This window comes from Luteolibacter sp. Y139 (assembly GCF_038066715.1).
GTDB classification, from domain to species: domain Bacteria; phylum Verrucomicrobiota; class Verrucomicrobiia; order Verrucomicrobiales; family Akkermansiaceae; genus Haloferula; species Haloferula soli.
In genome coordinates, this window is the sequence record NZ_JBBUKT010000008.1 from 40,193 (window position 1) to 58,846 (window position 18,654).

General features: G+C 62.8%; 15 protein-coding genes. 5 read left to right on the forward strand and 10 right to left on the reverse strand.

The annotated features are described in order from the left end of the window. The first annotated feature begins 70 nt into the window (after positions 1-70). Positions 71-1,117 carry a CPBP family intramembrane glutamic endopeptidase gene (locus WKV53_RS18895; protein WP_341406346.1) on the forward strand — a complete coding sequence of 349 codons (1,047 nt, stop codon included), beginning with the start codon at positions 71-73 and terminating at the stop codon, positions 1,115-1,117. Here the strand turns inward: WKV53_RS18895 and WKV53_RS18900 are convergent. The 4 genes from WKV53_RS18900 to WKV53_RS18915 form a co-directional block, all read right to left on the reverse strand. Beyond that, positions 1,089-2,528: a sensor histidine kinase gene (locus WKV53_RS18900; RefSeq protein WP_341406347.1), complete on the reverse strand. Its 1,440-nt coding sequence runs from the start codon at positions 2,526-2,528 to the stop codon at positions 1,089-1,091. The genes WKV53_RS18895 and WKV53_RS18900 overlap by 29 nt on opposite strands. Continuing rightward, the gene (locus WKV53_RS18905; protein ID WP_341406348.1) at positions 2,525-3,202 is read right to left on the reverse strand and encodes a response regulator transcription factor; all 678 of its coding nucleotides are present in this window, start codon (positions 3,200-3,202) and stop codon (positions 2,525-2,527) included. The genes WKV53_RS18900 and WKV53_RS18905 overlap by 4 nt, the downstream gene beginning before the upstream one ends. A 114-nt stretch (positions 3,203-3,316) precedes the next feature. Continuing rightward, positions 3,317-4,762 carry a sensor histidine kinase gene (locus WKV53_RS18910; RefSeq protein ID WP_341406349.1) on the reverse strand — a complete coding sequence of 482 codons (1,446 nt, stop codon included), beginning with the start codon at positions 4,760-4,762 and terminating at the stop codon, positions 3,317-3,319. Then, positions 4,759-5,436 (reverse strand): response regulator transcription factor, encoded by a 678-nt coding sequence (locus WKV53_RS18915; RefSeq protein ID WP_341406350.1) that lies wholly within the window; start codon positions 5,434-5,436, stop codon positions 4,759-4,761. Before WKV53_RS18915 ends, WKV53_RS18910 begins: the two co-directional genes overlap by 4 nt. A gap of 538 nt (positions 5,437-5,974) precedes the next feature. Between WKV53_RS18915 and WKV53_RS18920 the strand changes: the two genes are divergently transcribed. Then, entirely contained in the window at positions 5,975-8,278 is a 2,304-nt protein-coding gene (locus WKV53_RS18920; protein WP_341406351.1) for a TonB-dependent siderophore receptor, read from the forward strand. A gap of 37 nt (positions 8,279-8,315) precedes the next feature. Here the strand turns inward: WKV53_RS18920 and WKV53_RS18925 are convergent, their stop codons facing one another. The 5 genes from WKV53_RS18925 to WKV53_RS18945 all read right to left on the reverse strand — a co-directional run bounded on the left by WKV53_RS18925 (position 8,316) and on the right by WKV53_RS18945 (position 14,197). Next, positions 8,316-9,509, reverse strand: coding sequence for a tetratricopeptide repeat protein (locus WKV53_RS18925; RefSeq protein ID WP_341406352.1), 1,194 nt, complete (start codon positions 9,507-9,509; stop codon positions 8,316-8,318). Positions 9,510-9,666: 157 nt separating this feature from the next. After that, entirely contained in the window at positions 9,667-10,392 is a 726-nt protein-coding gene (locus WKV53_RS18930) for a DUF1003 domain-containing protein (RefSeq protein WP_341406353.1), read from the reverse strand. Between the two features lie 13 nt (positions 10,393-10,405). Beyond that, positions 10,406-13,069, reverse strand: coding sequence for a bifunctional lysylphosphatidylglycerol flippase/synthetase MprF (gene mprF, locus WKV53_RS18935; RefSeq protein WP_341406354.1), 2,664 nt, complete (start codon positions 13,067-13,069; stop codon positions 10,406-10,408). Further along, the gene (locus WKV53_RS18940; RefSeq protein WP_341406355.1) at positions 13,045-13,845 is read right to left on the reverse strand and encodes an AcvB/VirJ family lysyl-phosphatidylglycerol hydrolase; all 801 of its coding nucleotides are present in this window, start codon (positions 13,843-13,845) and stop codon (positions 13,045-13,047) included. Before WKV53_RS18940 ends, mprF begins: the two co-directional genes overlap by 25 nt. A 10-nt stretch (positions 13,846-13,855) precedes the next feature. Further along, positions 13,856-14,197 carry a hypothetical protein gene (locus WKV53_RS18945; RefSeq protein ID WP_341406356.1) on the reverse strand — a complete coding sequence of 114 codons (342 nt, stop codon included), beginning with the start codon at positions 14,195-14,197 and terminating at the stop codon, positions 13,856-13,858. 198 nt (positions 14,198-14,395) lie between these two features. Between WKV53_RS18945 and WKV53_RS18950 the strand changes: the two genes are divergently transcribed. Continuing rightward, the gene (locus tag WKV53_RS18950; RefSeq protein WP_341406357.1) at positions 14,396-15,694 is read left to right on the forward strand and encodes an MFS transporter; all 1,299 of its coding nucleotides are present in this window, start codon (positions 14,396-14,398) and stop codon (positions 15,692-15,694) included. Positions 15,695-15,806: 112 nt separating this feature from the next. Continuing rightward, on the forward strand, positions 15,807-16,982 hold the full coding sequence (locus WKV53_RS18955) for a hypothetical protein (RefSeq protein WP_341406358.1): 1,176 nt from the start codon (positions 15,807-15,809) through the stop codon (positions 16,980-16,982). 11 nt (positions 16,983-16,993) lie between these two features. Here WKV53_RS18955 and WKV53_RS18960 read toward each other — a convergent pair whose 3' ends face one another. Beyond that, on the reverse strand, positions 16,994-17,731 hold the full coding sequence (locus WKV53_RS18960; RefSeq protein ID WP_341406359.1) for a hypothetical protein: 738 nt from the start codon (positions 17,729-17,731) through the stop codon (positions 16,994-16,996). A 71-nt stretch (positions 17,732-17,802) separates the two neighbouring features. On the opposite strand from WKV53_RS18960, the gene WKV53_RS18965 reads away from it, so the two are divergent. Beyond that, entirely contained in the window at positions 17,803-18,654 is an 852-nt protein-coding gene (locus WKV53_RS18965; RefSeq protein ID WP_341406360.1) for an alpha/beta hydrolase, read from the forward strand.

Here is an 18,654-nt window from a genome sequence, read left to right on the forward strand (position 1 = left end):
GTCGCCGGAAAAGGAGCCCGGGCGCGAAACGGGGCTTGGAATGTCCGGCGGGGAAAGCAGTCTCCGGCCCGTGCCCAGGAGACCAACCGATGTCCTGAAAATCTTCGCCTATGTGGCTGCCGCGCTCGCCTGTGGCGCGCTGCTGGCCCCGTGGCTTTATCAGGCTGGCAAGAACCTGGCTGAGGCCAAGCCGGCATCCGGTCCGCTCAAGTTCCTGGCGTCCGCTGCCGGGCGTGCGGATTTCCCGACGTTCTTCAACCGTGGCACCCTGCTTTCAGCGCTGGTCCTCATCTTCCCGCTGACCCGCTGGCTGCGTGCCGGTCAGACAGGGGTCCGCTATCGCGACACGCCGTGGTCGCTGCGCCGCCCGGACGAGAGCGTGGTGCTGGACCAGGGGCAGCCGCTGCGGCGGAATCCGCGGGGCTGGCGGCAGCTTGGCATGGGATTCCTGCTCGGTGCGGGTCTACTGCTGCTTGGCGGCTGGGGCATGGAGCAGGCGGGGTTTTTCGTGTGGAAGGACGCGGCGTTTTCCACGCAAGGGGTGCCGAACAAGTTTGTGGGCAGGGTCGAGCTGCTCAAGGCGTTCAAGACCGTGTTGCCCGGGGCGATGATTGTGGCATTGATCGAGGAGACCTTGTTCCGCGGGGTGCTGTTAGGGATCTTCCTGCGGGCTCTGAAAGCGGTGCCGGCGATCGTGCTGCTGTCGCTTCTGTTCGCGTTCGTCCATTTCCTGAAGCCACCGGACGGAGTCAAGATCGTGAATCCCGGGGCGGCTGGTGCAGGCTTTGAGTTGTTAGGCATGATCCTCAGCCAATATGCCGAGCCGCTGTCGCTCATCTCACGCTTCACGCTGCTGGCGATGGTCGGTGGGACGCTTGCCTACGCCCGCTACCGCACGGCCTCCCTGTGGCTGCCGCTGGGCATTCACTTCGGCTGGATCGTGGGTGTCGGTCTTTTCAAGGCGGCCACGTGGCCGGTGGTCGGCTTGCCGGAATCCGCACACTGGTGGGTGGGGGCCAGCCTGCTGGAGGGCGTGCTGCCATTGGGGATCGTCGCCATCACCGGCGTGATCGTTCACTTCGTGACGCTCAGTCCGCGGCGGGCATCGCAAGCGTGAAGCGGAGGCCATCGCCGGACTTTTCCGCCGAGAGCGTGCCGCCCATCGCGTGGGCCGCATCACGGCTGAGGGTGAGGCCGATTCCCAGATGCGATGCGGCATCATGACGCGAGGATTCGCGGCGGAACAGCGGCTCGAAGAGACGTTCGACGTCACCGTTGTAGTCCTCGGCAGGATTGGAAACGGAGATCTCGATATCGCGCTCCGTGTGACGGCCGGTGAGGCGGATCTCACTGCCATCGCTCGCGTAGGAGACGGCATTATCGAGGAGATTGTTGAAGACGATCCGCAAGAGTGCGGGATCGGCGGGTGCCAGGAGCGGCTCGCTGCCGAGCTCGTCCTTTATCTCCAAGCCACGTTCCCGGGCACGGTGGGCGAATGGTTCCGAGCACTCGCGAAGCAGGTGCGTGAGATCCACCGGCTGGTGGGAGGTGGCACCTGATGGCTGGCCGATCCTCGCCAAGGCGGAAAGGCGCTTCACCAGCTCACCCAGCTCGTCCGCTGTCTTCTGGCAGGTCATCAGATGCGTCGCATAGGAGGCGGCATCGCGTGTCTGGGACAGGGCCAGGTCCGTGGTCGCCCGCAGGCCGGCGATCGGTGTCCGCAGCTCGTGGGCCGCGTGGCGGATGAAGTCCCTCTCGCGCTGGCGGATCAACGCCACCCGCTCTAACAGGACATTGAAGTGCGTGGCCAGGCTGGTGAGTTCGGAGGGCAATGCCTCGGGCAGCTCCAGCGGTTCATCCAGCCGGTGCTCGGCGCGATCCTTCACTTGCAAGGACAGCTGGTGGATGGGGCGCAGCGAAGAGCGGATCGCCCGGTCGATGAGCGCGAAGCCGATGCCCAGGGTGAGAACTCCACCTCCGGCGAGCATCCATCGCAGGCGCTCCAGCGTTCGGCGGATCGGTTCGCCATCGCGCGCCACCACCAGGACCTGGGGAAGTGTTTTCGGATCGATGACATTGCCCCGCTTCGTCATGGCATCCACTTCGTCCTGCAGCACGAAGGGATAGACCCTCAGTCCCACGGCCCGCGCGTAGTGACCATCGGGAAGTTGGAGGCTGCGCATCAAGGGCGCGCCATCGACGCCAGTGAACCGCGGCAAGTCACGGTGGCCCAAGGCCGGTGAACGCGTGGTGGTGCCGTGGACCTTGTCCCAGAATTGGAACAGCGTGTCCTCGGTCAAGCCGCGGTTGGTGCCGATGCCTTCCTGCCACTCGTAGTTGATCGCCTCGTTTTCCAATTCCACCTGGTTCGCGAGGATGGCAGCGGTATCCCGGATCGAGTCATCGAGCTCCTGATAGAGGCTCTGCCGGATCATCAGGTAGACGCCCTCCGAGAGCAGCGCCAGCAGGAGTCCGATGCCGATGCCGCAGCGGATCCGCAGGGAACGACGGATCGAGGGAATGCTCATGGCTTCGATACTTCGAGGACGTAGCCTTGGCCGCGCCGGGTTTGGATCAAGTCCGGCTCCTTCGCGGCATTCAGCTTCTTGCGGAGGTAGCCGATGTAGACGTCCACGGCATTGCTGCTGCCGCCGCTGCCGTCTTCGAAGACGTGCTCCCAGATCTCCGTCCGCGAGACCACCTCGCCGGCCCGGTAAGCCAGATACTCCAACAGGCGGTATTCCAAGGCGGTGAGCTCGATGTCGCGGCTGCCCCGTTTCACACCGCGGCGCGAGGGATCGATCTCCAAGTCTCCGATCGCGATGACGGGGGATTTCTTGCCAAAGCTGCGCCGCAAGAGGGCCCGGGTCCGGGCCAGCGCCTCGGCGAGCGGGAAGGGCTTCACGAGGTAGTCATCCGCGCCGGCATCGAGCGCTTCCAGCCGGTCTTCCAGCCCGTCCCGGGCGCTGATGACCAGGATGTGGATCGGGTTCCCTTGGGCGCGAAGTTGCCGGAGGATGGTCATGCCATCGACGCCGGGGAGCATGAGGTCGAGGATCACGAGATCATATTCGCTGCCTTCGGCGGCCCAGAGGCCTTCATCGCCGGTGGCCTGGCTGTCGACGAGGTAGCCGGCTTCGCGGAGGAATTGGCAGAGTCCCTCGCGCAGGGCGGTGTGATCTTCAATGACAAGCAAGCGCATCCGGTCCCAGCGAAGCAGGCCCGGGCGTCATCCTGCAACTCCCGAGTTTCTCACAAAGTCGTCATGAGACCGCCGGATTGCCGGTGGACCTCCGAACCGACCTCAGCCAAGGCCTTACGCGGAGGGGTGGTTGGCGAGCTCGAAGCGGAAGGTGAGAACTGACTTCTCCTCGCTCCAATCGAGCTCAATCGATCCTCCCAGCCGTTGTGCAATCTCCCGTGCCAGTGCGAGTCCGAGACCGGCTCCGCCTGTATTGACCGAAGTCTTCCGTCCCCGTTGGAAGGGGCGGAAGATCCGCTCGGCATCCTCCGGATGGAAGCTGCGGGCGTCATTCGCTACCGTTAGAACGAGGCCATCCGGGCCCGGTGAGGCCTCGATCCAGATTCGTCCGCCATCCGGACTGTGCTGGAATGCATTCTCAAGCAAGATGGAGACGAGGACTTTGAAAAGCCGCTCGTCCCCGATGAGGAGCAATGGTTTCTCCGGCAGGGTCACGCCCAGGTGCCGGTTGCCTTGATGCCGCTCTTCCTCGCCGATGAGATTCCTGAGGACGGCGATGGGATCAAAGGGCTGCCGGACGATATCATCAATGCCGCCTCTCAACCGCGCGAGGCTCATGAGGCTCTCCACGGTCCCCCGCATGTCGCGGGTCACCTCCAAGGCGCGCCGGATCCGCTGGCTGAGGGTTTCGGCGTCACGAGGCCGGGAGATCGCTTGCTCGAGAACGGCGTGTATGCCCGCGATCGGCGTACGCAGCTGATGCGCCGCGCCGAAGGCGAAGTCCTTTTCATGGGCGCGGGCCGTTTCGACCTTCTCCAGGGCGACCCGGAATGCCGAGGCCAAGGGAACCAGCTCGCGCGGCAAATCCGGAGGGATCTCGGGCAAGGGAGTGGCCACCTCGGTGGATCGCTTCAAAAGTGATGATGCCAGCCGGTCCAGCGGGCGCAGCGTCCAATGGGTGATCAACAGGATCGCCAGCCACACGGCAAGGAGTGTAAGCCCTCCGCTCCAGAGCAGATCCCGCTTCGTTTCATCAAGCCGGTATTCGAGGCCGGTGGTCTCCCGGGCACAGACGATCACCTGTGGATAGTCACGGGGATCGAGGATATTGCCACGCCGCCGCATTTCATCGCGGCCGTATTCATTGGTGAAAGGCAGATGGAGGAAGCCGATCGCGCGCAGCGGCTTGCCATTCGCCAGATGGAGATCCTGATAGACCGGCTGGTTGATTTCACCGTGGAAGAACTTGAGATCCGCGGTTCCCAAATCGGGGGACCGGCTGGTGGTGCCGGTCTTGAGATTCCAGAATTGGAACAGGCCTTCGATCCCGAGACCCGCAGTGGACTGGAGCGCCTCCTCCCATTCGTAGATGACGCCTCCGGCTTCGAGCTCCGCGGATTTCGAGAGCAGGATCGCGGAATGGAGCAGCTGCTCATCGAGTTCCTGGCGCAGGGACCGCTCGATCTCGCGATACATGGTGACCTTCGAGAACAGGAGCACTCCGGCGATCACCAAGGTGCTTCCGAAGATGAGCCTGACCCGGATGGATGGGTTTTTCATGCGGTCTCCGCCGAGATCACGTAGCCGAGTCCACGGATGGTTTGGATCAGGTCCGGCTCGCCACCGGCATTGAGCTTGCGGCGGAGGTAGCTGATGTAGACGTCTACCTTGTTGCTATTGCCACTGTCGTGATCCTGATAGACGTGCTCGCCGATCTCCGCGCGGGAGACCACCTGGCCTTCGCGATGGGCGAGGTAAGCGAGGATGCGGTATTCGAGGCGCGTGAGTGAAATCTCACGTTCCGCCCTGAAGGCGCGCTTTCGCAACGAATCGATGATCAGGTCGCCGATGCGGATCGTGGGTGACTCGCGATCGTAGCGGCGCCGCGTCAAGGCCCTGACCCTGGCAAGCAGCTCGATCAGTTCGAACGGCTTCACGAGGTAGTCGTCCGCTCCGGCATCCAGTCCATCGACCCGCTGCTCCACGGCATCACGCGCGCTGATCAGGATGACGGGGGTCTTGTCATGCTGCTTGCGAAGGCTTCGCAGGATGGTGAGTCCATCCACCTCGGGGAGCATGATGTCCAGAATGATGACCTCGTATTCGTGGTTCTCAGCGCTCCACTGTCCTTCGTCGCCCGAGCCGTAGTCGTCGACCACATAGCCCGCTTCCCTGAGGCATTCGCGGATGCTCTCACGAAGCGGAAGGTAGTCTTCGACGAGAAGGCAACGCATTGTTAACGAGCGAAGATCGTAAGGAACCGGCGATTCATTGCAACTTCGATCCCTTCCGCAGGGCTCACTTAAAAACGGAGAAAGTTGGAGAATCTCACCGTTTTCTAATCCTCGCGGTGATACTTCCGATTCGAAAGGAACGAACAGGTGCGCTGCTTAACAGGATAGCGCACGCGGCGTCCTCCGAACCAGGGGTGGGGAGGAGGGCGCCCCCCTGTTTTCCCTCACGCTTTTTGGGGGGACGATTGGCGAGGCACTCGTGTTTTTGTTGCCGCCGTAGTTTGCCACCGAGGCCGGCTGTTCGCTGGGAGCGAACTGCGCGCTGAAGAACGGCGAATGATGCCGTGTGCCGAATAATCGAGCTGGTTAGGACTCGGAAAATCAACGCTCCACTCTCGATGATGAGATTCAATCTCATTAATTTCCGAATTCTAATCACTTTCTAATGATTGGGCGGCTACATCGGCGGGCACACCAAATGAGCCTTCCGTCAGAACAAAACAGTCTCCGTTCGTTCCGCCTGCCCGAGGGGTTTGCGATGACTTCCCTTCTCGCGCTTACTCAGATTCCTGCCGCCCATGCGGTCGAAAGCGCTCCAGTGAAGGATGAGAAAAAGCCTGAGGAGTTTTCGGATCTTGTGGTGCAGGCCGACCGGGATAAATCGCTCTACAAGCCGGAGAAGATCGCTTCGCCCAAATACACCAAGCCGCTGGTGGACGTCGCCCAGACGGTGACGGTGGTGCCGAAGGAAGTGATTCAAGAACAGGGGGCGACCACGCTTTCCGAGGTGCTTCGCAACGTGCCGGGCATCACGATGCAAGCTGGCGAAAACGGCGGTGCCCACAGCACCGCGGGCGACATGTTCACCCTGCGTGGATTCGATGCGGCGAACAGCATCTTCACCGATGGCGTCCGCGATGACGGCCTGATTTCACGCGACACCTTCAATCTGGAATCCGTCGAAGCGTTCTTGGGGCCTGCGGGTTCGGACGTGGGTCGCGGCACGGCCGCTGGATACGTCAACATGCAGACCAAGGTGCCGATGATCGGGAATGCCTATGCGGGATCCACCGCATTCTCAAGCGGCGACCGGATGCGGAATACCATCGATCTCAATCAGAACCTCGGTCTCGGCAAGGAAGGCGATTGGCTCGGTGGGAGCGCCTTCCGCCTGAATGGACTCTATCAGTTCGGCGGTGTCGCCGGCCGGGATGAGGTGGAGCGGAATACCTGGGCGATCGCTCCGTCGCTTGCCTTCGGCCTCGGAACCCCCACGCGGGTCATCTTCCAGTACCAGCACGTGGAGCAGAACAATATCCCTGACTACGGGATTCCCGCGTATCGCGGCCGGCCATTGCCGGGGATCGATCACGAGTGGTTCTACGGCTACGTCAATGGCGACTTCGAGGACACCACCCAGGACAGCTTCACCTTCCGCATCGAGCACGATTTCAACGAGAACCTGAAGTTGCGCAACCAGACGCGCATCAACTCGACCAAGCGGGACGACGTCAACAGCGGCCTCCAGTATTTCCCGTCGACCTACGTTCACACGACTCCGACGAGCGGCTTCCCGAATACCGTCCGGGTGCTGCGCCAGAGCGATATCCGCGAGAATGAGATCTTCTCGAACATGACGACGCTGAATGCGGCGTTCGACACCGGATCCTTCAAGCATGCGCTGGTGGGCGGACTGGAGTTCACGAGCGAGAAGCAGGATGGCTACCAGTATCTTCCTTCGTCGCTGGGTGCGGTGATCGATCTCCCGGCGCCTTACGTTCCGAATCCCTACATCAATCCGCCGGGCTACGCGCCGCGGCTTGACCCCAGCTTCCACACGCGGGGCACGGTCGAGAATGTGGGTCTCTATGTGTTCGACACCGTGGACATCACCGATCGCTGGATGCTCAGCGGCGGCATCCGCATGGACAGCTACGATACGGACTACATCTCCCGCGCCACGGTCACCAGCGGTGGTGCACTGGGTGCGGTCACGGGGCCTTTCAGCGCCTCGGACGAAGTCTTCAGCGGCAAGGCGGCGCTCAGCTACAAGCCAACTGCGGACAGCTCGGTGTATCTGGCCTATGGCCGCACAGTGACGCCTCCGGGCACGGCGAACTTCTCGCTGAACAACACCACCAACGCGGGTTCCGGAGCGATCACCAGCAACGCGAACATCAATAGCGATCCGCAGGAGTCCACCAACATCGAGCTGGGTGGGAAATGGGATGCCCTGGATGCAAAGTTGAGCCTTACCGGTGCGCTCTTCTACACCCGGAACGAGAACACTATCTATCAGAACGATCCCACCGACCCGACCTCCTACTCGCAGGACGGGGCGCAGGATGTGTATGGTGCGACGATCGGAGCGGCGGGCTCGATCACGGAGAACTGGAATGTCTTCGCGAATGCCACCTATCTGGACGCGACGCTTGATCAACCCGGAGCAACCACTGGCACTCCGGCGATCCCGATCGATGGCAATCGCCTTACCCGCACGCCGAAATTCTCCGGCACTGTCTGGAGCACCTACAAGCTGCCCAAGGGCTTTACGGTCGGCGGTGGCATCCGCTATCAGGGGCGCACCTACACCAGCACCAGCAACCTCATCGATACGGCAGCCTATGCCGTGCTCGACGGCATGGTGCAGTACGACGTGAACGAGAACATCAATGTCCGCCTCAACGTCTATAACCTCCTCGATCGCGAATACGTCGCCAGCTCCGGTGGCGGTGGTGGCCAAGGTGGTGGTGCCGTTGGCAATCCGGCCACGGCGACCGGCGGACGCGTGAACATGGGTCAGCCAATCTCCTTCATGCTGAGCACGAACTTCTCTTTCTAAGGGTAACCGGCTGTAGCTGCGAAGCGGACAAGGAGACTCATCCTTGTCCGCTTTTCTGTAGCCGGGAGAGTCGCAGGTCGGCGGCTTTCAACGCGTCGATGATGGCGAGTTCCTTCGCATGATCCTCAGGCTGCAAGGTGGAAGACGCACCGCGCACGAGGGCGTCATCGAGTCCTTGCTTGATCGCCACGGCTGCGGCTTCGAGAAAGCGCGGATCATCCCGGGGTGCTCCGGGTGTTGTCGCAGGATCAAGCGATTCCAGGATGAATTCCGAAAGGAAGTGGGGTTGGCAAACGCGGTAGATCCTCAGGCCGAGGACAAACAATTCGAACGCGATGGTCCGGAAAGCGCGGATGTCACGGGCTGCCCAGTATCTCTCCAGCGAGAGCGCATCCTCGACCGTGTCGCTCGCCTCGGCGATCCAATCGCCGTTTTCCGCCGGGGTGCCATCTTCGAGTGACTTGACCAGTGCGCGGCACAAGAGGTGGCGGGCATGAAGTCCGACCTCTGCCATCGCGGGATAGCGGCGTTCGTTTGCCCGGGTGATCGCGATCAGCGCCCTGGCATCCGTTTGCGCGAGGGCCGTGTCGCCGATCTTCGAGAGATGTAGTAGTCCGCGGTGGAGCAGCGCATGGCAGCGCGTGAGCAGATGTCGGTCCGAGCTACTGTCTGCCAAGAGGTCGATGCCGCGGGAAAAGCAGGCAATCGCTTCATCCGGGGATCCGGTTGCGAGCCCGCGATTCGTCCAGGCGAGTGCCTTTCTCTGGAGGAGGTCGAAGCCATCGCCGGGGCCGATGTGATCAAGCTCGGTAATGGCCAGGTCGTAAGCTTCCCGGGCTTCCCCGGTGGGGCCATGCAAGCGGGTCAGGGCATCGCCGCGATTCATGTAGGCGGCGGCCAGTCCCCAGCGCGTGCCGGGGTAACCTTCCAAGGGAAGCCGGGAGCGAATGCCGATCGCGGCGTCGAAAGCCTCAAGGGCACTGGCGACATGAGCGGGTGTGGCCAATGTTAGATCGCAAATGCCGCGGTTCATCAAGGCATCTGCCAGAGTCTCCTTCGCGGCGACGCTTCCGGTGTCGAAGGGCTTCGCGATTTCAACGGCCCTCGCGAGATAGGGAAGAGCCTCGAATGGCTGGCCGTGATCGCGGAGCAGGATTCCCAGCGTCACGAGACACTCCGTGAGTTCATGCAGGGATTCGCTCCCTTTTTTCTCCTCCAAGGCTTCGATCATGGCTCCGACCTGACCGATTGCTTTCCGCAGATCGTCGGACTGAAGCGGGAACTCTGCATGGCGCCATCGTGCAGGAGCGGACACGGGGTCGATTGTCGTGATCCGCACGGACTCTACAACTCCGGGGAATCAATTCCGGAGAGATCCCGTGGAAATCTCATGATGAGCTTGGTGGATTGCCGCCGCGCTCCAGGAGTTGCCGGAGCAGCTCGGTCTGGATGTTCTGGATTTCCAGAAGGCGCTCGCCGTGGTGGTGGAGCAGGTGATCGAGCTTTTCGTGGAGGTGACGGATCTCGAGCTCGGCCTTGAGATTGATCTGATAGTCCTGCTCGGCGCGGCGGCGGTCGCGCGCTTCGCCGCGGTTCTGGCTCATCATGATGACCGGCGCCTGGAAGGCGGCGAGGCAGGAGAGCAGCAGGTTCAGCAGGATGAAGGGATAGGGGTCCGGCGGCTTGGCGATCATGATCGCCACGTTCAGCAGAATCCAGCCGAAGATGAAGGTGCCGAAGATGATGATGAACTTCCAGCTGCCACCGAAGCTGGCGATGCGGTCGGCCAGGACATCGCCGAAGGTGCGCTTCTCAAGTTCCTCGGCATCGTCCGGACGCTCGGAGATGATCTCGTGCTCGCGGAGACTGTCGATGACGTTGCGCTCGAGGTCGGTGATCTCGCCGATCTCCTCGCTAAGTGCTTCCTCGACGAAGGCGGCTTTCAGTTCCGGAAGGATGTCCCGGGCGATGCACTCGCCCATGCCGAGGTGGGGATGCTTCTTGCGGATGAATGCCAGCAGCGAGGGGCGGAGCGAGGCGCAGGGGATGCAGTCGCTCGCTGGGACCGTCTTTCCGGATATGGCACAGGTGCGTGTGGCGGAGGAGTCGGTCATGAATCTGTTAGAATCAGGTCTTGGACAGGGTCTTGCGCAGGCCGCCACCGATGAGAGCGGTGGCATCAAGCAGGGCCGGGGGCAGGGACCAGGCGCTGGGCACGGCGATGTAGCGCGGCAGCCACTCGGGATCGAACTTGTCCTTGAAGGAGCGCAGGCCCTGGAAGTTGTAGAAGCTTTCGCCGCGGTGGAAAATGCGCGCGGCCATCCGGTGCCACAGCGGTGCGAGCGCGTGGGTGGAGAGGCCGGACAGGGGAGCCATGCCGAGGTTGAAGTGTTGGTAGCCCTGCTCGCGGCCCCACAGCATCAGCTCGATGAAGACGGCTTCCATGACACCCTGTCCCTCTGGCAGCGAGCGCATGAGGTCGACGGAAAGTTCCGCCTTGTCGGTGGTCTCCCAGATATTGGTGAAGGCGATGACCTTGCCCGATGCGTCGCGGACGACGGCGCAGGAGAAGCGCTTCACGTAGTCGTCATCGAAGCGTCCGAGCGAGAAGCCTTTCTCGCCGGCCTTGTGCTCGCCGAGCCATGCATCCGAGATCGCGCGCAGGGTGGAGAGTTCTTCGGCGACCTTGGCCTGAGGCCACATTTCAAAGGTGAGGCCGTCGCGCTGGAAGCGGCCGCGGGCCTTGCGCAGTTTCTTGCCAGTGCCGCCCTCAAGGGTGAAGTCGCCGAGTGGCACGCGTGCTTCCTCGCCGAGCTTGAAGAGCTTGAAGCCCATGTCCACCAGGCGCGGCATCTCGGAAACGGAGATCTGATAGAAGACGGGACGCCGGCCTTCGTTCTGCGCTTGTTCGACGAACCGCCACAGCAGGTCATCCGCGGCTTCGGAATCGCCGAGCGGGTCGCCCATGACGATGCGGCTGCGGCCCTGGTCGGCATGCATCAGGGCGCTGCGGCCATGACGGGAGACGGTGAACTCCTTGTCGTCGAGGTAGGCGAGGGCGGCGTAGGTGTGATTGCTTTCATGCACCAGCCGCTCGACCGTTTCCGGATCGGTGGGCTCGATATTGCGCGGGCGTCCGGGACGCAGGGCCTGCGCGATGGCGATGAGGATGAAGACACAGCCCGCTCCGACGGCGGCACGCATGAAGCGGGGGACATCGCCATCCATGGTGAACTGCCACCACAGGTGACGGTCGTAGGGGACATGGCGTGCGGAAAAGAAGCCCAGCCATACCGCGACGCCGACCAGCGACAGCAGCATGAGCCACCAGCCAAAGGTGAAGCGCTGAGTCCACAGCGGGGCCTGGCGGTGGAAGTAGCTGCGGAAGGGAACGAGGAAGGAAAGCATCACCGTGAGCAGCACGGCCTCTTCCCAATCCAAGCCCTTCACCAAAGAGAACGGGATCGCCGCCGACATCAGGACGACGGTGAGCCACCATGCGGCCTGCACGCGGCGCTGCAGGCCACGGGCTAACAGAATCAGCAGGGCGCCCGCGAGACTCGACATCAGGTGCGATCCTTCCACGAAGGGCAGCGGCACCCAATCGGCCATGCCTTCACGACGTGCCGGCTCCATCGGGGTATTCGCGGAAAGCAGCAGCATGAAGCCGCCGCCCAGTGCCATCAGGGAAGCGAGCCGTGGTGCGACGAGGCTCCAGCCGCGGATCACCAGCTTGCCGCCCTTTTGAATGGCCGTCTGCCGCAGCCGCATCTCGCGGATGCCGAGCATCAGGATCGCGATGAAGAAGGGCAGCAGGTAGTAGAGCAGGCGATAGGTGACCAGCGCACCGGCCAGCACCGGTGCGGCGATGGCTGCCCCGAGCGCCTTCGTGATGGTCAGCTCCAGCACGCCCACACCGCCCGGGACGTGGGTGAAGGCGGCGACGGCCTGGGCGATGACCACGATCGCGACGAAGGACGCCGCGTCCATCGGCATGCTGCCGGGAAACAGCGACCACATCGCGAGCCCCGCGCCCAGCCAATCGATGACCGAGATCGCCAGGGTGAGCAGCGCCAGCGGGGGCGATGGCCAGCGCAGCCGCGAGGCGCGGATGTCTTCGACAGGATGAGAATGGTCTTCGTCAGTGGGCTCGGCGGGCGGGGGGGGCTGCGCAGGCCTGCCCCAAAACAGGCCACCGAGAACCGCGATGAGCGGCACGGCCATCAATACCACGCCGATGCCCTTTGCGGCGCTGGCCGGCAGCCAGTCGAGCGGCGGGGAGGCGAAGGTGAGCAGCACGCCGCACAGGAAAATATGACCCGCCCAACCGGCGAGGCCGCCGAACATCATGATCTTCCCGACCTGGGAGACGCTCAGCTCCTGCGATGCCGCGAAGCGCATGCGGATGCTGCCGCCGCCGAGCACGGTGCCGCCGGCATTCATGCTGAAGGCGCTGGAGAGATACGAGATCCACGCATCCCGCCACGGGTGACGCAGCGGATGACCGAGCCAACGCTCCGCGATGAGTGTCAGCCCCGCATTTGCCGCATAGCTCAGGGCAGTGAAGCCGAGCGCCATCGCCAGATGCTGCGGGCCGATGCGTGCCAGAGCATCATCCAGATCCGTGAGGTGAAAGCCGGACCACTCCTTGTGCAGGCCGTAGAGCGCCCACGCGCAGACGGCCACCCACAGGACCGCGCCGAGACGGGTCAGCCGCGCCTTCCAGACGGGAGGCGTTGCGGCTTCAGTCAGATCCAGCTCGTGAGTCAGCGACGGGTCTCGAGGGTCCATGCGATGGCTTCGTCCAGCTTGGCTTGAAAATCCGGTCCAGCGCCACCCATATCATGAGGCTTTCCTGGAAGCTTGAAGATACGGTGGGGAACGGAGATCCTCTCAATCCAGTCCGTGTCATCCATCGGATCCAGTCCGGCGGCGAATTGGGCGACGGCCACGCCGGAGAGCTTCTTGGCCATGTCTTCCAGGGCGAAGGTATCGGGACCGCTGGGGTCGGCACCTAGCAGGTCCCCGGTGGTGATGCCGTAGCGGGCGTGGGTGCCGGGTGCGGCGAGGAGCAGGCCGACGAGGTTTTCCGGCCGGTCGGGAGAGGTGGCGGCGGCCACGGATTGCTCCGCGCCGGTGGACCAGCCGCCATACCAGACCGGGATATCGTCATCCGAGTGGGTGCGCTTGATCACGGCTGCCACGGCGGCATTGAAGCCTTCCTCGAGCTCCTTCTGGCCGTATTTGCGGGTATCGGCGAATTTCCGGCAATCCCAGCCGCCGACCGCATAGCCCTTCTCCATCAGGTGCTTGGCGGTGTTTTCCTCCCAATACGACCAGCCGCCGTCGCCGGTGCCGACGATGACGATGCCGATCGGGGGCTGGCCATTGGTGAAGCACGGGACATCGAAGGGCCCGCCTGCGAGGTTCAGGTGCAGCATTTCACCGCTAGCGGCGACATTCCGCGGCAGCAGCAGGTGCAGGATGAACTTCACCAGCAGCGCGACCACGACTGCCAGCAGCAGCCAGAGCACGCGACGCCATTTCGACTTTGGTTTCCCCTTCATGAAAAATGGTTCAAAGGATGGTCCACACGAACAAGCCGCAGGCAACGGCAAGAATGGTCAGGCCTAACAAGAAAACACCATCCGCAAGTGACTCGATGCGGTGCATCCGCCGTGAGTGTCGTGCCCGTAACACGGCGTAGCTGAGAAAGCAGGCGACCAGGAAGACCATGGCACCGACGGCGATCAGGTCATCCACGATGGTCTTGAGCTGGCCGGTCTTCGGAAACGAGCGGACCACGCTGATGATGGTCAGGCACAGGCCCACCATCACCGAGGAAGTGGTGAAGATATGGGCGGCGATGCCCCGCTCGCGGGAGCCGTCGCTTTCCTGCGAACGCTCGTCTTCGGTCATGAAAGAACCCCGGTAAACGCCCGGGGCACGAGAGTAAAGCGAGGCTGGCCGCAAGATTTTTCCGCTAATGACGGGTTGGCTCTGTGTGTGGGTGTAGATTGTTGAATTGGAGCGGAATGTGACGATCTTGTCGATTCGTGAAGCGGAGCGCGGAGTTTCCCCTTGGCGCGCTAGGCCCGCATGCCTCACAGCTAACACGTGTCCTCGCTTCTCCACCGCACCGGGCCGTTTGCCCACCGGAATGCGCGGCTTTATGTGCTTTTCACGGTGCTCTACAATGCGCGGGCGTATTATCCCGTGCTGGCGGTGTTTTTCGTGGATCTGGGGCTGACGCTGGAGCGCTTCGTCTTCCTGAACCTGATGTGGGCGCTGGCGATTTTCACGCTGGAGGTGCCATCGGGCGCGCTGGCGGACACGCTGGGGCGGAAGAAGCTGATGGTCTTCGCCTCGGTGCTGATGGTGATCGAGATGACGATCCTGCTGTTCGCGCCGAAGAATGGCGGGACGCTGTTGTTCGCGCTGTGCATTCTGAATCGCTTGCTCTCCGGCACGTCCGAAGCGGCGGCGAGCGGGGCGGATGAGGCGATCGCGTATGATGCGCTGCCTGAAGAAGGCCGCGACCAGGCGTGGGATGAAGTGCTGTCCGCGGCGATGCGCTGGCGTGCTGCGGGTTTCCTGATCGCGATGGCGCTCGGTGGCCTGCTGTATGATCCGGTGTGGCTGGCGAAGCTCGGTATTCACATTCCGGTGGAGATCGCGCATCGCTTGCCGGCGGCGGTGGTGTTTTGCCAAGGCATCGCGTGTGTGATCATCACATCGCGGCTGGAGGAAACGCCGCGGCATGAGGAGGGGACAACGGGCGAGCGCTGTCGGACGGCATTCCGGTTGACGATGCAGACGGCGAAGATGGCATTCACGACGAGGTCGATCGCGGTGGTGATCGTGGGTGGGCTTCTGATCGATTCGGTGGCGCGGAACTTCGCGACGGTGAACAGCGAATACTTCCGGCTGATCGGGATTCCGGAGTGGGCGTTCGGGTTCATCGGGGCGGCGACGGGGTTGACGAATTTCTTCGTGCCGGAGATCGCGCGGAAGCTGAATGCGCGCTTCTCGCCGCTGGGGGTGCTGGGAATTGCGGGGGCGCTCGCGGTGTTGGCGCTGGCGCTGTTGGCACCGGCATGGCCGTGGTTTGGCATCCTGCCGTCGATGATGCTGATGACTTTGTTAGGCTTGGTGGGGTTCACCGTGAGCCGGCATCTGCATGGCTGTGCGGACTCATCGCAGCGAGCGACCTTGCTGAGCGTGCGCGGGCTGGCATTCAATGTCGGCTACGGCTCGGTGTCGCTGGGGTTCTCGCTGCTCTTGGCGAAGATGCGGGAGGTGCATGGGGACGATGCCTTCCGTCAGGCGCTGCTATGGCAGCTGCCGGTGATCGCGGTGGGGATCGCGCTGTTCTTTGCGTGGGCTTGGCGGGTGAAATCGAAGTCGGGTCGCTAGGCGCGCGGCATTCTTGTCAGCGTGGCCGGATCCTGCTTGTTTCACCGGGATGGAAGGATCGATCCGGAAGCCTCTGGCACCTTGGTTAAAAGGGGGTGCGCTGGGCGCTGCTGTGTTCTCGATCTTTTGGGCGGGTGTCATCTTCGGCTCCAAGCGGGAGCGAGCCGCTCAGGCCTCCGTGCGGTTGGCTTCCTCGAAAGCGGAGCATCAAGTTCAATTCGCCAGCGAGGATCGTGACCGCAATCCGCCAAAGCGAGTCGAGCGCTCGGATAAAGCGCCGCAGAAACGCAAGTCAGTGGATGCGATTCTGGCCGAGTTCAGCGGTCTCCGCGAACGCCTGACAGGACGCGAGCTGGAACAGGCCCAATTCACTCTCATTGATGAAGCCAAGAGCTCGCTGCGAGGCGAGGACGCCTTGAGATTCCTTGAGGAGCTGATGGCGCACGGTTCTGACAATGCGGTCGTCTACGGGATCCAAATGTGTGCGATGGACATTTTACTCGGCGACCTCCCCAAGGGCCTCGAGTTGATCTTGGCCAAGGAGGCCAATCCGGACAACCTGAAGCTGGCCAGGGCAGCAGGTTACGGTGTTTCGTCCTGGGGGCAGTATGACGTGGGGAAGCTCCTGCAGGGATATCCAGACTCGAAGCTCAGGGACGCGATTGTAGCTGGCTATCTTCAATCCCGGGCACGATCGGGCAATATCTCGGCAGAGGACGTCCGGAAGTTTTGGACTCTGGTCGAGCAAGGGCTGGCCCGAAACAAGGATGTGTACTCGACCTTGGCGGAAGCCGGCAAGGATACGGACTTCGCGGGTATCCTTGCCAAGGCGACCCAGCTCGATGAGGGGCAGCGTGCCGAGACCTCCCGGGCTGTGGTCGCTGGTTGGTCGCAGGAGAATCCGGCAGCTTGTGCTGTCTTCTTGAAGGGGCAGATCGGGCAGCTTGCCGGTGGCGACAATCAACCGGCGAAAGAGCTCGTGCAGCAGGTGGAGTTGCTAGTCACTAACTGGGTGCCCAACAACTCGCGGCAAGCTGCCGAGTGGGTGAGTTCCCTGCCCGCCGGTGAGTTCTATGATGCCGGCGCAGGAAGGCTCTCGATGAAGCTGATGAGCCGGAATCCCGAAGAGGGACTGGCGTATGCGTCATCCATTTCGGATCCGGGGCTCAAACGGAGTGCGCTGGAACTTTCCCGGGACTGGGCGAGCCGTATGAATGATGCGAACTTGCTCGAGAAGGTGAACGGACTTCTTTCCACACTCCCGGAGGGCGGGGAAGAAGCCGAGTAGACATCCGGTGGCTACTTCTTTCCCGTGCTCGTCAGCGCCAGCACGATCAGTCCGACCACGATTCCTGCGGCCAGCACCAGCCAGAAGCCGGGAGCTTTGATGACTTCTTCGGGAGGACTCATGCCGAAGATGGCGACCAAGGTTGCCAGCGGGAAGAAGGTGGCCACGAGACGGTTCAGCTTGCGGGCCTCGATGGCGGCTTCATGAGCGAAGCGGGATTGTTCCTCGGTGTTCTCGGCGAGGGCGAATTCCATGCCGTCCTTGGCATCGGTGGCGACGAGGTCGATGGCTCGATCCAGGTCGACTGCGCGGTCGCGGAAGTTGATGAGGCGGCGTTCATCGGGTCGGGCATCGCGCGCTTCTTGCATCACCGCGAGCATGTTTCGCGTGGCACGCAGGAGCGGGTTCACGTGCTTCATGATGTCGAAGTACTGGCGCGGCGATTTGGCGGCCTCCACGGCGGTATCGAGCGCGTGGATGGTCTTCGCGTAGCTCTCCATGTGGGCATCGAGCGCGGCGAGGCCGCCGCCCTCGGGCGAGCTTTTCCACTCGCCGGTTGGCTGGCCCCAGATGAGGACCGCCTTGCGGACTTCATCGTCCTCGGGTTCGGGTGGTTGGTGGAGGATGAGGAGCAGGTGGCCGTCCTCATCCATGAGGCGCTGGCGGCCGGCGGCGTCACCGAGGCGGCGGCGAATCGATTCAGGGAGTTCCCATGACTTGGGAATGAATGCGGGTTTCTTCGTTTCCACGTGTCCCGGTCTATCCGGCCGGGCGTCCGCAGGCAAGCGCGCGACCATTGGGAGAATCGGGGGTTTTTCCCATGGTGAAGCTGCTCCTGTTCTGTTTGTCTCTGATGCTCGCGACCCATGCTCCGGCGAAGGTGGTGCGCGACCTGCCGTATGCGGGGAAGGGGAGCGGTCCGCTGCGCACGCTGGACCTGCACACGCCGGATGAAAAGCGCGAGAAGCCGCGGCCGGTCTTTATACTCATCCACGGTGGCGGCTGGCGTGTGGGCGACAAGTCGAACGGACACTTCGCCGAGCCGAAGACGCAGTGGTTGTTAGATGCGGGCTATGACGTGGCCTCGATCAATTACCGGCTCTCACCCGCGGTGGAGCATCCCGCGCATGTGGAGGATGCGTGCAAGGCGATCGCGTGGGTGCAGGGGCACGCTGCGGAGTTCGGCGGCGATCCGCAGCGGATCTATCTGTTAGGCCACAGTGCGGGTGCGCATCTGGCGGCCTTGGCAGCGGTGGATGTCGAGAGGTTGAAAGCCGCGGGTGCCGATCCGGCGGGGATCATGGGCGTGGTCTTGTTGGATGGTGCGGGGTATGACATTCCGCTGGAGTATCCCTCCCTGCGCGAGGGCTCGGTGATGCAGAAGATGTATCGCGATGCCTTCACGAGTGATCCGGAGAAGCAACGCAATGCCTCGCCGGTGTATCGGGTGACGGTGAAGCCGCCGCCGTTTCTGATCCTGCACACCACCCGTCGGTTGGATTCGCCGCGGCAGTCGAAGCTGCTGGCCGAGGCGTTGCGGGAGAAAGGTGGAACTGTCGAGGTGGTGCCGGTTCCGGGGAAGAACCACGGGACCATCAATGCCGACTGCGGCAAGCCGGGTGATCCGGTGACGGTGGCGATTGAGAGGTTTCTGGCGCCGAAGGGGAAGTAG